A 15,254-nucleotide genomic window follows, 5' to 3' on the forward strand; every position below is an offset into this window, starting at 1 on the left:
CTGCACCGTCGCGGGCAGCCGGCGCATCAGAGGATCTTTGTCATGTCCAATACACAATCAAAACCATCGCGCCGCTATCACGCCGCCGTCTGGCGCTGGCATTTCTATGCCGGCCTTGTCGTGATGCCCTTTTTCGTCATGGCCGCCCTGACGGGGATGATCATGGTGCTCAAGACACCGTTTACGGAGCTGGCGCATCGCGACCGGCTGAATGTCGAGATCGGCGGCGAAATGCTGCGTCCGTCTCAACAGGTCGCGGCAGTCCTGGAGCAATGGCAAGGGGCGGAGTTGAAGGCCTATCTGCCACCGACCGCGCCCGACCGGTCCGCCATCATCCATGTCGCCCACGGCCACGGCAATGGCAACGGCAACGGAGAGCAAAACGAGCATTCCAGCCATGATGGCCGCGATATGCTGACCTACGCCGTCAATGTAAATCCGTATACGGGCGACATCACCGGTTTCGGACCACTTGGCATGTCGCCCGCTGACTTTGCCGAAAGCCTGCATGGCACGCTGCTGATGGGCGATGTCGGCGATGTCATCATTGAGGCGGTTGCCGGGTTCGGCATCCTGATGATCTTCACCGGGCTTTATCTTTACTGGCCGACAGGCAAACGCCAGCGGGCAAAGTCTGGCAGGCCATTCTGGCGGCGCATCCACGGACTGACGGGGATGGGTGTCTCTGTCGTTTTATTGTTCTTCCTCGTCTCGGGTCTCGCCTGGACACCGATATGGGGCGGAAAGCTGACCCAGGCCTGGCAGGGTTTCCCGGCGGAGCGCTTCAGTGCTCCGGTCGGCGAAGCGCGTCACGAGGCGTTGAACGCCCCCGGTGCCCGCATCGTCTCATGGGCCCTGGAAAAGACCCCCTTGCCGGTATCGTCTTATACCGGCGAAACACCGGTGACCGGTCTCGACAGTGTGGTCGAGTACGCCCGCAGGGAAGGCTTCACGACCTTCCGTGTCCTGCCACCACGCGGGGCTGGCGGCACATGGACGGTTTCAGCGACGACGATGGCAGCAGATATCACCGACCCCACTATGGATCGCACCATGCATATCGACCCGGCCATAGGCACCGTCCTCGCAGACGCACCGTTTGCGGACTATTCTGTCATGGGCAAGGCCATGGCGGCCGGAATCTCTATCCACATGGGTAATGCCGGTGCACTGAACCTGATCCTCAATCTCCTGTTTTGCATCGCGATCCTGGCAATGGCCGTGTCAGGCTTCGTCATGTGGTGGATCAGGCGACCGAAGACGGGCGGCACACTCGCAGCGCCAGTCACCGATGTCACGCGCCGCTGGACAGTTGCCGGGATAATGCTGGTCGCTGCCCTCCTGTTTCCCGTAACGGCGATCGTGATGGCCGTCATCTATGCCGGTGAAGCTGTCGCCGGAATAATTTCAGGAAGGGGTCGGCCCGCAGGGTGAGTTCCCACTATCGGATTTGCTAGGCGCCTTCGGACTTCTTCAGCTTGCGCATGACATAGGTCGCGGTCACGCCGTGACCCAGGATGGACAGCAGAACCACAAAGGCAACGAGCGACCAGAGCTCTTCATCATACGCAAAGTCAACTTCCGTCAGGGCAAAGGCCAGGTAGAAGAAGGACCCGATCCCGCGAATGCCGAAGAAACCGATCGCCAGCTTTTCCTTCAGGGAGATGTTCTTGCCGGCCATGCCGAGATAGCCGGACAGGGGCCGGATCACGAGCAGGAAGACCAGCGCCGTCAGGACGGCGGGCCAGGTCAGGCTGCCCAATATGCCATCGACGAGGCTGCCGCCAAACAGGATAAGCATCACGGCGAGCAGGATGTGTTCTATCTGTCCGATGAACTCATGCAGCTTCTCGTGATATTCATGCTCCATCTCCTTGTTCCGTATGGTGATGGCCGTGACGAAGACGGCGATGAAGCCATATCCGTGCAACAGCTCCGTGACGCCATACACAAAGAGGGTCGCCGACAGGGCGACCAGCCCCTGTTGCACATGAACGAGATCATGCGTGTCCGGCAGGTGGAAGAACAGGTAGCTGACAAGCCGTCCTGCCAGGTATCCGCACACAATGCCGGCAGCGATCTTGTAGACGACGCTGTAAGCGCCCCATTCCAGCAGGGAGAAATCTTCCCCCGCAGCGGACAGGGCAAGGCCGATGGCCAGCCAGACGAAGGGAAAGGCAAGGCCATCGTTGATCCCTGCTTCGCCCGTAAGGGCGAATTTGACGATTGGCGTATCCTTGCTGTTCGGCGGGCCGACCTGTACATCGCCCGCCAGCACCGGGTCCGTCGGAGCCAGCACGGCGCCGAGCAGCACCGCGGTCGCCAGCCCCCAGCCAAGCCCCCAGTACCCAAGCGCTGTCAGTGCCGCGATGGAAAGCACCATGGTAATCAGGACGAGCCGGAACGGCGCACCCCAGTTTTTCAGACTGAACGGAATATCGATCCGCAACCCCGTGCCCATAATGGCGACGATCACCATCAGTTCCGTGAGGTGCATAGTCAGCGTCTGGCTGCGATAGGGAGATGCCCATGGCAGTTCATCCACCACGAGATAGAGTACGATCCCCAGAATCAGGAAGACGATCGGGTAGGAGATATTGATCAGGCTGGTGACATGCTTGACCCATGAAATCGACAGGGCAACGAAGCCGACCAGGGCGACACAGATGATATAAGGATCCATCCTGCAGGATTTAGCACCGCATTTCCGCTTGTCATCTGAGTCGGTGATTATTTCCGGCGGGGATTCCCCGGGTTATCCCTTACAACGGCCTGATCCTGATATTGCGGAACCAGACCCGGTCGCCATGATCCTGCAAGCCGATATGGCCTGATCCCGTCCTTGCGAAATGCGGCATGTCGGCGAACTTGCTGTCGGCGACCATCGCGCCCCACTCGCCGGTTCGATAGGGCGCCTCGACCAGCTTGCGGCCATTGAGCCAATGTTCGACCCGACCATCGGTCACGATGATCCGGGTGCGGTTCCATTCGCCGATGGGCCGCGCGTTCGACCAGGCCGGCACGACCATGTCGTATAGGGCGCCGGATCGGTGGGAGGGTATGCGCCCGTCTGGATGGGCATCATCGTCGAGCAGCTGGTATTCCGCCGCCGTCTCGAATGACCACACGCCCTGTTCAGTCTCCGTGACATGATAGAAGACGCCGGAATTGCCGCCCTCGGCGATCCGCCAGTCGAGTAGGAGTTCAAAATCCTCGAACGTCTCGCGGGTGATCAGGTCGCCGGTGCCGGTCTGCGCCATCGTGATGGCGCCGTTCTCGACCCGCCATCCACCCGGCACAGCCTCGCGGCCATAGCCGCGCCAGCCGTCAAGGCTCTCGCCATCGAACAGGATCTGCCAGTCGTTGGCATCGGCCTGCCCACTGATAGTGTCGACATTCCCGCCCGACGCTGCCAGCCCGTCCGGGAACGCCCGGTCAGTCGGCACGGCATTGACCGTACAGAATGCTTCGGGCGACCAGATCTCCCGGCCGCTCTCACCCGCCGGTGGGCGTGACAGGTTGAGGTGTACCACATGGCCTGCCTCGATACCCGGGACGGTGAGATAGGCGCGTTGGCGATCCCCGCTCAGCCGGACAGACGCCACAGCCAGCTCACGCTCGTCGAGCTTCGGCCCGCCATAATTGACCGTTGGTTCGTAGCGCCACTGGGTGACCGTCACATCCTCAGCGGTCAGCGGCGTGCCTGCGGCCAGGGGTTCGGTAAAGACGATCTCCAGCCCCTCATTCATCGTCCGTACAGACAGCATTTCGAAGGCCGGCGTGCCGTTATAGCGCATCTTCTGCAGGCCGTAGGTCAACAGGCCGGGCACGCCCCAATTGCCACCAACGCCGAGCTGGCCGGCATAGATCGCACCGTCAGGACCTTTCACCAGTCGGTGGGACGCGGACTCCAGCCCTTGCGCAAAACGGAACACACAGCCTTGCGCGACACCGCCGACCTCGTCCATCGCCGTGCGCTTGTACCCGCCATGGTGAATGTCGCCATGGAGCAATTGCCCGGCATAGGGGCCGTCCTCCAGAACCACCATCTGCGTCGGGGAATTGCCGATCTCGAAATGCGGCAACCAGATCAGCGGCGGGTCTTCCTTCAGGTCCTTGTCAGCCTCCCAGTCTATGCTGCGATAGCCGTAAAAGCCCCCTTCCTCGACCCGCACGATCTTGCTCGCCGGCAGCCAGTTGCCTTCATTGTCGGACACATAAAGCGCGCCATCCGGGCCTTCGCCAACGCCATTGGGCGCGCGGAAACCGTGGGCATAGCGACGGGCCTCGCCTGTCTCCGGGTCGATCTCGATGACAGAGCCGCGTCCTTCGCCCTGGTTTTCGGCAATACTGCCACCGGCCATCACGGCGGCGGCGAGGGTCGCGTAGAACTTGCCATCGCGATGAACGAGGCCGAAGCCGAACTCATGGAAATTGTCCGTCACCGCCCAGTCATTGCTGACAGTAACATAATCATCGATGATCTCGTCGCCATCGACATCGACCAGCTTCGTCAACTCCTGCTTCTGCATGACGTAAATCTCGTCATCGACCACCTTGAGCCCGAGCGGTTCGGCAAGGCCGAATGCAATCTGCCTTACACTGATCGCTTCCGGATCATCGCCGGTTACGCCGTCAAGGATATAGACCCCGCCCTCTCCGTCCCATGCGGAGACGACAAGACGGCCGTCCGACAGGAAGTCCATTGCCCCGATGCGCTTGTCGAAACTGTCCGGTCGCGCCTGGGACAGATCATAGGCCGGATGCATGGCGGTGAGCTTGATACCGTCGCCCGGCACCGTGGCCGGTGGCATGACCGTGAAGGGCTGAACGCCCTGCGCCGTTGCCTTTTCTTCCGCACCTATGGGGGCAACGACATATCGGCCGTGCAGGAAGTCCATCTGCTCAAGCCCCGGGCCGGACGCACTGATCAGCGCCTGGCTTTCCCCGGCACCATAATAGAGCACCTCGACCTCGATCGGGTGCCAGCCTGCTGTCAGCGTAATCTCGCCGCCATGTGAACTCGACCGGTCCGTGTCGACCAGCACCGTTCCGGCAACGCGCATCTGTCCCGTACCGTTGCGTGGTGACATGCGGAAGTAATAAGTGCCGTTTTCGGGAATATGGATCTGGCCACTCAACCGCGCGACAAAATTGGTCGCCTCGATGTATTTCCCGCCCGCCATGTCACGCTGGCTTTCCAGATTGACCGTCCACGGATCAAGGGCGAAGCTAGGATGGGTAACCCTGACCACATCATTCGGGCGTGCATCCGCGTCAAGCACGGGCAATTGCTCCAGCCTTTCGCCGACCTCGTAGAACTCCACCAGAAAGCCCTGGGCATAGCCCTCAGGCGGCGGGGCAACCGGCGTGAAATCTTCCTCCGTTGCTTGTGCAACCTCGGGCTCCGCTTCATCCGGCAGGTCGGCGATCTGCAGGATATAGGCCATCATGCTTTCGGCGTCCTGCTGCGATAATTGCGGGTGGGCGGTCATCGGCACCTCGCCCCAGACACCCGCGCCGCCGGAAATGATCTTGCCCGCAAGCTGGCTGACATTCTGGCGCGTCGCCTCATAGCGTTCGCGCACATCGGCATAGGACGGACCGATGATCTTCGTGTCCTCGGCGTGGCAGGAATAGCATCCGGTTGACTGCATCAGGCTCTGGGCCTGTGCAAAACGCTCATCGGCCGCCGGGGCGGCAACGTTGCTTTCGCTCACGGTACTGACTTTCGGTTCGCCGAAACTGGCCGAGAGAGAGGTAATGCCATCCTTTCGAAGCAGAAGATCACCCGTCACGGTGTAACCGGTATCGAGCCTTCGCACCTGCCGGTCGACCCACTCAGCATTGGTGGCCAGCGAATCCTGTTCCTTCAGCGACTGCAGGGTCACGGCGAGAACGGGCGTCAGCTGCCCCTCGTTTGTGGTAATCTCGAAGCGGCGTTCCAGCGTTGCGCTTTCACCCGCTCCGCCTGCCTCCGGATGCTCCAGTATATCGACAAAGGCGCCCGATGGCGCTGTCAGGCGATAATTCAGGGCGATGCGGCCATCACGCACCTTGTGTCCCAGATAGCGCACCTGCGCAGGCACGGATTCGCTCCCCTCCATCAGGCGCCAGCTGTCATCATCCGTTGTCAGAACATAGCGTGCCTCAGGGGCATGAGGCTGCGGCCCATGGGCACCGTCATACACCGCCCCTTCATAGATAGCTGGTGCTGACCAGGCCGAGCGCAAGGTGGCATCTTCGGTGCTGTAGGCGATCCACAAATTGTCTGACAATGCGAGGGTAAGCATGCGTGGCTCGCCATCGAGGACCGAGCGCGCAATCCACGGCTCGTGTCCCCGTTCCGGCACCGCGCCATCGGCGAAGAGGGACGTCTCTGCCCTTTCCCCGCAAGCCGCCAACGCGCCGAGCGCTGCGCCCGCAAGCATGAGTTTCCTGTACATAGACCATCCCTCCCTTGCCGGATTTTTCCGGCAGCCTTTGCGGCTTTCTTAAACCGTCTTTATTTAATCGTATGAAAAAGCGGGATAGCTGTCGAGGAGACTCTGGCAGATTGTCCGTGTGCAATCGATAGTTCGCGCGGATGATACCGCTATCACTCTAGATGCCCTTCCCGACAAGGCTTTCCAGCGCCTTGAGATAGTCGGCAAAGGCCTTGCGGCCCTCTTTCGTCAGGCGTACCTGCGTGCGGGACTTCCGCCCGAGGAAGGACTTCTCGATCGTGACATAGCCGGCATCCTCCAGCTTGCGCAACTGGACCGACAGGTTTCCCTGCGTCACCTCCAGCACCGACTTCAGCTCGGTGAAGTCGGCGACCTCTGCATCGGCAAGATAGGTCATCACCCCCAGCCGCAGGCGGGAATGGATAAGGTCGTCAATCTTGCCGATATCGAATCTGCTCACGCTGGGCATTTAATCCTGATTTTTCGAAAGGCGCACCATAACAATGCCGGGCACGGTCATGAAAAGGAACAGCGCACCGCCAGCCACAAGAAGATAGGCCAGATTGCCGATCAGCAAGCCCAGCGCCACAGCCGAAACCATCCAGCCCAGCGCCACACCTAGAAGCCAGAGACGGCGCCGCAACTGGTAGGCTGTCAGCCATGCAGCCCCCTGCAGGGCGAAGACGACCGCCGGATAGAACAGCCAGATGGTGAAATCATTACGGCCAATCGCAGTCGGCGCGAAAATCAGGATCAGGGCGAGGTTGGTAAAGCCTGCCGCCTGAAACGCCGCGGTGATGGCGCGGGAGGTCGCGTTACCGGTATTGCTCGCGCCGTATCGCACTCCCTGCCAGACGCAATAGGCGAGGAAAATGACTGTCGGCAGGCTGTGCAGCGTGATCCAGACAATGCCGGGAAGGTCCAGCGCCAGGATGACCAGCAACCAGTTGGCAAAACACTGGAAGGCATAGAGCCCGCCACCGACGGCAAAGGCGTGACCGGTGAGGTATTGCGTCCGGTTGCCGCCGCCCTCGACCAGCCCTCGCAGGAAGTCCAGATCAGGCTCCAGCGTGTTCTTGCCATCCATCATGTTCATGCTCCCGCCCCGTCGGCCTGTGGCAGGCCTTGCTCGTCGTTATGGCGCTTACTTTGACGCTGTTTCTTCCTGCCGTTCAACAGCGAGCCGATGAAGCTGTAGCGTACCAGAACATGATAGGTACCGAGAAGGATCGCCATTGCCACCCCAAGCACGATGGCAAATTTCGCCAGCGCGGGCAGGGCCATGTCGCTGACCACGACCTGCAGGGCCATGACGAGCGGCAAGTGCATCAGGTAAACCCAGTAGGAGGAGTCCGCCAGATAGCGGATCACCGGACTGTGCCGGTCGAGGAAGGCAAGTGCCGCTCCGGTCAGGCCAAAGATCCAGAACCACATGGCAAGGCCATAACCGCCGGCATAGGCAAGCGAGAGCATGCCCTGCGGTGCCGGGGTGGCGTCAGGCAGGTCACGGGACAGGACCAGGCAACCGAAGGTCAGGGCAACAGCCAGAACCAGGTTCACCAGCCAGCGCCCACGCCAGATCGCGAACAGGTCAATCCGTCGGTTCATCAGCCAACCGAAGACGAAGGCGAGGCCATAGGCGGTTGCTGCCTGCAGGTTCGGGATCAGCGAGTTGTCCGGCGTCGGCACACCGCCCAGCACATACCAGCCCTCATTCGCCCACAGGGCAAGGGCGACCGGGACAGCCAGCAGGATGGGAGCCAGGTGGCTTTTCGTCAGGAAGGCAATCACCTTGTCGCCAAAGCCACGCAAATGGCCGCCCCGGTCGATCAGGGCAATCGGGGCACGGAGGATCATCGTCCCGAGATAGAACCAGAGAAGGACATACAGGAACCACAGATGCGTCAGCGGGAAAGGCAGTGGCACATCGGCCTGTGGCGGGGGCTGGGTGAATTCCTGCGGGATCGGCCAGCCATGGGCTTTCGCGAGTGCCCAGGTCGCCACGACGATGATCAGGAACATTGTGATCGGCCAGAAGATCACGAGAGGCAGCGCGATACGCTTGCCACGGCTCAGCGCAAACCGACGGGCACCCATGCGATGAAAAACCATCCGCCCGAAGAAACCGGCGAGAAAGAAGAAGGTCGCCATGCGGAAGATGTGAATGACATAGAAAGTCAGGAACAGCCCCTGGCTGCGCTCTGCATCGGCAACGATCCAGATCTGTTCGCCAGGCCAGAACGACATGGTCGCGTGCAGGACCACGCCCAATAACAGGGCAAAGCCCCGGACTGCATCGAGCGCATGCAACCGCTCGGTCGATATATCGGACATGGCGTCCCCCTTTCAGTAGCGGATCGTTCCGCCACACTCATATAGGTACATAAGTTTATTTTGTAAACTGGTTTATTTTGGGCCGAATTCGTCCTTAACCCGATTTTTATCATGTTGCCCCACTCTCCGGTGATGAGGGGAGCATTTGCGATGTTTATGGGGCGGTGGCTGTTGCTGGCCGGAAAAGCGATGCTGAAGTTTATTACTGGCCTGCCGGGCCAGCTCTGTCTTCTGGTCATGGGGCTGATGTCAGCCCTGACTTTCGTACTCGCTGGCTATAATGCCTATATCGATTCAAAGGCCGAGGCGCAGCGTATCTACAATGTCGCTGTCGAAGACGCAGACTTCCTCGCCCGCAACATCGAATCCCTGCTGCGCAATTCCGACCTGAGAACGATCGACCAGGCACTGATGACGGTACGTACCCGTCGTACGGTCCACGACATCTATGTGCTCGATGCTGGCCTGAACTATCTGATCGATGGTACCGGTGAGCAATCCGCCACCTATCGCTTCTCTGGCGAGCCCACTGCCGACGAACAGGCCATCTTCAAGGGCGCCAATCGCACTATTCACGAAGAAGGCTCGATGCTGACCGTATACGAGCCCCTGCTTTGGAACGATCAGACGCTAGGCGTTCTCTCGCTCAGCATCCGGCGCGACAGCCTGATGACGCTTGCAAGCGACAATTTGTGGCGCAATGTCGTCGGCGGCATGCCGATGATGATGATCGCCTTCGCCCTCGTCCTGCTGATCGCACACCAGATCACCCGGCCGGTACGTGACCTGGCGGCTGCAGCACAGAAGATTTCCCACGGTGATCGCAGTATCGATATTCCCGTTCGCGGCACGCATGAGACGCGCCACCTCGGCAACACGATGCGCCAGATGGTCGCCGACCTGACACGCAGTGCGGCCCGTGCAAAGAATCTCGCAGCCGAGGCAAGCGAAGCTGCCCAGAAGGCCAATGCAGCTTCCACAGCCAAGTCCAATTTCCTTGCAAACATGAGCCACGAGATCCGTACGCCGATGAACGGTGTGATCGGCATTTCGGAAATCTTGCTCAAGACGGACCTCGACCCCAAACAGCGGGAGCTGGCAGAAATCATCCTGTCATCCGGCTCCAGCCTTGTGACGATCATCAATGACATCCTCGACTTCTCCAAGATCGAGGCGGGCAAGATGCGCCTGATGCCGGAACCGTTCAACCTGCGCACCTCGATAGAGGACATCATGTCCCTGCTGTCGAGCCGGGCCCGCGAAAAGGATCTGGAGCTGCTCGTCGATTTCGACCACAACTTGCCGGAGGGCTATATCGGCGATCCGGGCCGCATTCGCCAGATCATCACCAACCTTGCCGGCAACGCAGTGAAGTTCACCGAGCGCGGCCATGTCATCGTCAAGGTCAGGGGCGTCGAGACCGACACCCATGCCACCATCAATATTGCCATCGAAGACACAGGCATCGGTATCGATGAAGACAAGCTGGAAAGCATCTTCGACCAGTTCGAACAAGCCGACACCACCAGCACGCGCAAATACCAGGGTACTGGCCTTGGCCTTGCCATCACCAAGCACCTTATCGGCCTGATGGGCGGCAAGGTCAGCGTTGACAGTGAGCCGGGCAAGGGTTCGACCTTCCGTGTACAGCTTGTACTGCCTGTCGACGAGACAGTTTCAGCCGGGCGCTATGCCGATGCACCCGCAGTTGACGGGCTCGAAGTCCTGATCATCGATGACAACGAAAACAACCGCCGCATCCTGACCGACCAGGTCCGTGACTGGGGCCTTGAGCCCACTATCGCCACATCCGCTGACGAGGCACTGGCCATACTGGACAAGGGTTGCCGTTTTGACCTGATCATCACGGACTATCATATGCCGGACAAGGACGGCGTCATGTTGGCGCGCGAGATCAAGGCGGTACCATATTCCTATACCGGCCCGATCATCATGCTGTCGTCGATCAACGAACGTTCGGATGCCAGCAAGGAGAATGTCGACCTCTTCGACATCTGGCTGACAAAACCGGTCCGCGCTTCCCGCCTCCTCGACGCAATCTCGACCGTTGTCTATAACCGGCAGATCGTCAGCCTGCGCCAGACCGCGCAGAAAATGGCAGAGCCCGAAACGGTCTCTCACGAGCCTGTAGAGAAGATCGATATCCTCGTCGCCGAAGACAATGTGGTGAACCAGATGGTCATCAAGACCATGCTCGACGCTTTCAATGCCGATGTCCGGCTCGCCGAGAATGGCAGGGAAGCTGTCGACATGTTCGCCGAGCAAAAGCCTGCCCTGATCGTCATGGATGTCTCCATGCCAGGCATGGACGGGCTGGAAGCGACACGCCGTATTCGCGCGCGCGAACTGTCAGAGGGCATGCCACGCACGCCGATCATCGCTGCGACGGCCCATGTGCTTGAAGAGGATCGCCAGCGCTGCCTAGATGCCGGTATGGATGACGTGATCACCAAGCCGGTCCAGCAGAAGAAACTGCACGAGACCCTGAGCGCCTGGCTCAGCCATGCCGGCCGCCAGCCGCTTCGTCGCACGGCCTGAGCCCCCCTCACCTGAAGTGGGCATCCAGAAACTGAAGGAAGGCCGGCCAGTCTTCCTCGGTAATGCCATGGGTCCCGGGCCGGATGAAAACTGATATGTCCGCTTGCGGATCGAATGACCTCAGCGTCTCCTGCTCAAGGCCTTCGCTGCCCAACAGCTCCCATGCCGGATCAGCGCCCTGTGCCGCCAGGAATGTCCCCGCCGGATCGGACCAGACGTCCCTGCGGGCATTGCCGAGAAAAACCGGCCGTGGAGCGATCAACGCCAGCAGGTGATGCTGGTCGATGGGCAACCCGCCCTCCCGGCCTGCATAAGCGGCATAGCTGTCAGAAAACCAGTGCGGATAACCGTCGGTAATCTGACCAACCGACTCGCCCACCTTTTCCTTGCTGAGGGCAGCACCGCCCGTGCCGGACTGGTGGGCAATGACGCCGTCTATGCGATCGTCCCATGCCGCGCCAACCAACGCTGCCTTGCCATAGCGCGAATGCCCCCAGCTGATCATGGCGCTGTCCGCAAGGCGCTCATCCGCCTCCAGAACATCCACAGCGCGTGAGAACAGCCAGCCCCAAGCAGCGATAGCCCCCGGGCGTTCACCGTCGCCAGTCATGGGCGCAGCCATGTCGTTCAGGGCAGCTTGCCCGGCGGCCGCTTCATCCGGCACGACATCGCCGGGATGGAATGCCGCGATGGCATAGCCGTTACGAGCGATCTCTTCCAGGGGCGGCGTCGCGATATACCGGCCAAAGACATAGCTCATGACATCGTTCATGATGCCGTCGCCATCGCACATGCTGTCACCCTCGGGCCGCCAGACATCCGTACCCGGAAAGGTATTATGGTTGCGGCAGAAGGTTTCCATAAGGATCACAGGCGCATTTGCCTTCGCAGCGGGGATCATCACCGCCATATGAAGGAGGGCCGGCTCGGCCTGCTTGCCGCCATAGATCGCCGTGACGGCGATATCCCAGTCCTCCAGCACGGCAAGACCGCCCAGATAATTGTCATCGATGACCCGGCGCTCGACCAGCCGGGCCTCGCCCCCTGTAGGGAAGGTGCCATAGACGTTCTCTTCCAGCGCCTGTCGGATGGCAGGCCGCTGTGCCTGCCATTCGCCAGCGCTGGCCACCGTGCCACCGCCATCCAGCATCTCCAGCACCGGCGGGGATGCCTCCGCGCGTTCTGACGGGTCAAGATCGGCCCAGGCCATGGTCAGCCGTACGCAGCCGCTGGTGGCCAGCAGGATCAGGAGGGCCAGTATCGGTCGTGTCACGGGATCAGCCCCTCTTGCTTCGGTGATGGATGCATTCACCACAAGATAAGCGTTCAGGCGGCCCGGAAAAGAGCCTTTTGCATTTCAGCGTTGAGGAAGGTGCTGTTGAGGGGTCAGGCGAGGAGGCGGGTAGCGATCCACCAGACTGCGAGCCAGAAACCGCCGCAGGTGGCAGCGACGAACAAGACGGTGCTGCGCGGCGACCAGCGCGAGGCGGAAATTTCGCTGTCTGCGTGGAATTCATCGCCGAGATAGTTCTGCAGGCGGCGCGCGGGAGAATCGAGACCGTCCCGCACATTCAGCGGAGCGGCGTCAGCGGACCTGGCATCACCAAGATCCTCTTTCGTCTCGTACTCAGTCTCTATCGCGCGCTTTGGCATAGGTCACCTCTGGCCGCAGGCTAGCGTGAGTTCCGTAAACAGGGCCTTAACGGGATAACAACAATTGCGGTGATCCGCAGGTTCCCGCAACCATCCCGCCTTTACCTGTATCTGGAGCATGTTAACCGCTCCTTACAGCTATTGATATATACGCCTTGGTCATGATGACCAGCCAAAGGCAGCGTGAATGGCCCGCAAGCATCTGAAAACACCAATGAAAATCGCAATGTCCAGCCTTTTTGCCGGGGCCGGCGTCATGGCATTTTTCGGCTTCTATGCGGAGATGCAGGCCGCAGCCATGGGTCCCGAGGCAGCTACAAGCCTGTCCGCTGCTGTCTCCACCCCCGCGTCCGTGCGCGGATATGAGGCGCTGGCAGAGGCTGCGCTGGCCCGCCAGCCGCTGGAGCCGGCCGATCTCGACCTCGCCCGCACCGCCAGCCTGAAGACCCTGTCGCTCGATCCTGACAATGTCAGCGCGTGGAACCGGCTTGCCTATATCGACCTTGCCGATGATGGCCGCCTGTCGCGTGACGGCATGGCCGCGATTTACAAGAGCTATGAGGTCAGCCCCTATGGCAATCCGCAGGTAATGACGTGGCGGGTCGATTTCGCGACGCGGGCCTGGAGTTCCCTGCCCGACGATATCCGCCGGGCAACGCTGGACCAGCTGCCGGTGATCGGTGGGATCTACGTCACCTGGGACTGGCGGGTGGAAACCTGCCGGGAAAATCCGTATCCGGAAATCTGGCAACCGATCTGCGAAGCAACGCCGGGTATCGACCGCCCCGCCAGCCGTCAAGCTATTGCAGGCTAGGTTCTCTCAGCGCTGCTGCCGGCGGCAATCCCGGCCCCCAGGCCAAGCACCAGCGCGAACCACCACATGAAGCCCGGTATCTCCACGGCATAATCGACCATGGAATGCAGGCTGACGAACAGGGCGATCATCAGCACACCGCGCAGGTAAAGCTTGTGACGACGCCGCGTGACCAGACCCTGCCAGATCTTCCAGTAGATGACCGCGACCGTGCCGAACATCGCAAGTGCGCCGAGCCAGCCCTTTTGCAACAGCCATTGCAGGAAGACATTATGCGCCGCCCCCTGCCCGGCCAGCAACGCAGCATTGTCGGCTGACATGACACGGGCATTGACCTTAGAGAAGCTGTCGAAACCGCTGCCGAGCAGCGGATGGGCCATGCTTGCCTCCCAATAGGTCGCGAACATCACCGCGCGCATATTGCTGTCTTGCCCCAGTTCCCCATACCTCTCCGCCGCCATGTCGCCTGACATCGCAAAGACGGTGATCGCGGCAAACACGATGAACGCCATCCCGCCAGCGATCAGCCAGCTCAGGCTACCACTAGTCTCTCCCGTGGCGCGAGCCTGCGAGCGGCGCAGGGCCGCGAGCTGCCAGACGACGAGGATGACCAAGCAGACGAGCGCAAAGGCAATCCCGGCACGCGAGGCAGTCAGCACAAGGCAGACCGCACAGAACAGGAAGCTGACAAGGCTGAGCGTGCCATGACGGAACAGCCCCTCGACCAGATCGATAGGCCGGAACGTGCCGGTGCGCTGGACGGCCTTCAACAGCCCGGTCATCGCCACCAGCATGCCGGTGCCGAACAGCGTCGCCGCCGTGTTCGCCGACAGGAAGGCTGCCGACAGGCGCCCGAGGTGATAGGGGCGCGGCCGGTCATGGATCGTATCCGGGTTGATGACGAAGTCGAAGAACGCCCAGCCGGCCAGTAGCAGGAAGGCAAACATGAGCCAGCTCCATGCTGGCGCGACATTGTCGGAGTTCAGCGCAATCGTTCGGGCGGTAAGGAACACCGCCGCCGCCGCCGCGAGACCGGCATAACCCGGCAAGCCGCCGATGATCGTACCCGTAACAATATCGAGAACGAGAAACCCGATGAGCAATGCCGCGGCAATCATCATCGGCGGCGTGACGGTGGAGCGCGGCGACAACGTCACCGTGGCAGCACCGATCACCATCAGCACACCGGAAAAAAAATACACGGCCAGCGGCGTGTCAGCCCCGAAGAACAGGCTCGCCCCGATCAGCACGAGGAGTATCAGCCCGAACGGAAAGACAAGATGGGTCGACAGCTTCATGACGCTTTGGCCTCGAGTGCCCTCGCCGGGACCGGAATCTGTCCGGCAGAGAGCCAAATTTTAAGCATTATCTGTGTAGGATCGACCGTCGCATAATTTGCTTGATGAGCTGTTAACCCTGTTTTCCCGCCAATAACGGGCATGAGAAGG

General features: G+C 60.7%; 11 protein-coding genes. 3 read left to right on the forward strand and 8 right to left on the reverse strand.

The annotated features are described in order from the left end of the window. The first annotated feature begins 42 nt into the window (after positions 1–42). On the forward strand, positions 43–1,434 hold the full coding sequence (locus tag FF098_RS16265) for a PepSY-associated TM helix domain-containing protein (protein ID WP_155142533.1): 1,392 nt from the start codon (positions 43–45) through the stop codon (positions 1,432–1,434). Positions 1,435–1,453: 19 nt separating this feature from the next. Here the strand turns inward: FF098_RS16265 and FF098_RS16270 are convergent, their stop codons facing one another. The 5 genes from FF098_RS16270 to FF098_RS16290 all read right to left on the reverse strand — a co-directional run bounded on the left by FF098_RS16270 (position 1,454) and on the right by FF098_RS16290 (position 8,780). Beyond that, positions 1,454–2,683, reverse strand: coding sequence for a cation:proton antiporter (locus FF098_RS16270; protein WP_155142536.1), 1,230 nt, complete (start codon positions 2,681–2,683; stop codon positions 1,454–1,456). A gap of 79 nt (positions 2,684–2,762) precedes the next feature. Next, the gene (locus FF098_RS16275) at positions 2,763–6,446 is read right to left on the reverse strand and encodes a family 16 glycoside hydrolase (protein ID WP_155142538.1); all 3,684 of its coding nucleotides are present in this window, start codon (positions 6,444–6,446) and stop codon (positions 2,763–2,765) included. Between the two features lie 157 nt (positions 6,447–6,603). After that, the gene (locus FF098_RS16280; protein ID WP_205967544.1) at positions 6,604–6,906 is read right to left on the reverse strand and encodes a winged helix-turn-helix domain-containing protein; all 303 of its coding nucleotides are present in this window, start codon (positions 6,904–6,906) and stop codon (positions 6,604–6,606) included. A 9-nt stretch (positions 6,907–6,915) separates the two neighbouring features. After that, positions 6,916–7,536: a hypothetical protein gene (locus tag FF098_RS16285; protein ID WP_166426594.1), complete on the reverse strand. Its 621-nt coding sequence runs from the start codon at positions 7,534–7,536 to the stop codon at positions 6,916–6,918. A 2-nt stretch (positions 7,537–7,538) separates the two neighbouring features. After that, entirely contained in the window at positions 7,539–8,780 is a 1,242-nt protein-coding gene (locus FF098_RS16290; RefSeq protein ID WP_155142543.1) for an acyltransferase family protein, read from the reverse strand. A 189-nt stretch (positions 8,781–8,969) separates the two neighbouring features. On the opposite strand from FF098_RS16290, the gene FF098_RS16295 reads away from it, so the two are divergent. Next, on the forward strand, positions 8,970–11,339 hold the full coding sequence (locus tag FF098_RS16295) for a hybrid sensor histidine kinase/response regulator (protein ID WP_166426595.1): 2,370 nt from the start codon (positions 8,970–8,972) through the stop codon (positions 11,337–11,339). A 7-nt stretch (positions 11,340–11,346) separates the two neighbouring features. On the opposite strand, the gene FF098_RS16300 is transcribed toward FF098_RS16295, so the two are convergent. After that, positions 11,347–12,612, reverse strand: a complete 1,266-nt coding sequence (locus FF098_RS16300; protein WP_155142547.1) for a glucuronyl esterase domain-containing protein — start codon at positions 12,610–12,612, stop codon at positions 11,347–11,349. 113 nt (positions 12,613–12,725) lie between these two features. Further along, positions 12,726–12,992, reverse strand: coding sequence for a hypothetical protein (locus FF098_RS16305; RefSeq protein ID WP_155142548.1), 267 nt, complete (start codon positions 12,990–12,992; stop codon positions 12,726–12,728). A gap of 214 nt (positions 12,993–13,206) precedes the next feature. On the opposite strand from FF098_RS16305, the gene FF098_RS16310 reads away from it, so the two are divergent. After that, the gene (locus tag FF098_RS16310; protein ID WP_155142551.1) at positions 13,207–13,806 is read left to right on the forward strand and encodes a hypothetical protein; all 600 of its coding nucleotides are present in this window, start codon (positions 13,207–13,209) and stop codon (positions 13,804–13,806) included. Here the strand turns inward: FF098_RS16310 and FF098_RS16315 are convergent. Further along, positions 13,803–15,104 (reverse strand): O-antigen ligase family protein, encoded by a 1,302-nt coding sequence (locus tag FF098_RS16315; RefSeq protein ID WP_155142553.1) that lies wholly within the window; start codon positions 15,102–15,104, stop codon positions 13,803–13,805. The two genes, FF098_RS16310 and FF098_RS16315, sit on opposite strands and share 4 nt — an antisense overlap. Positions 15,105–15,254 lie beyond the last annotated feature (150 nt).

This window comes from Aquisalinus luteolus (assembly GCF_009712425.2).
GTDB lineage: Bacteria > Pseudomonadota > Alphaproteobacteria > Caulobacterales > Parvularculaceae > Aquisalinus > Aquisalinus luteolus.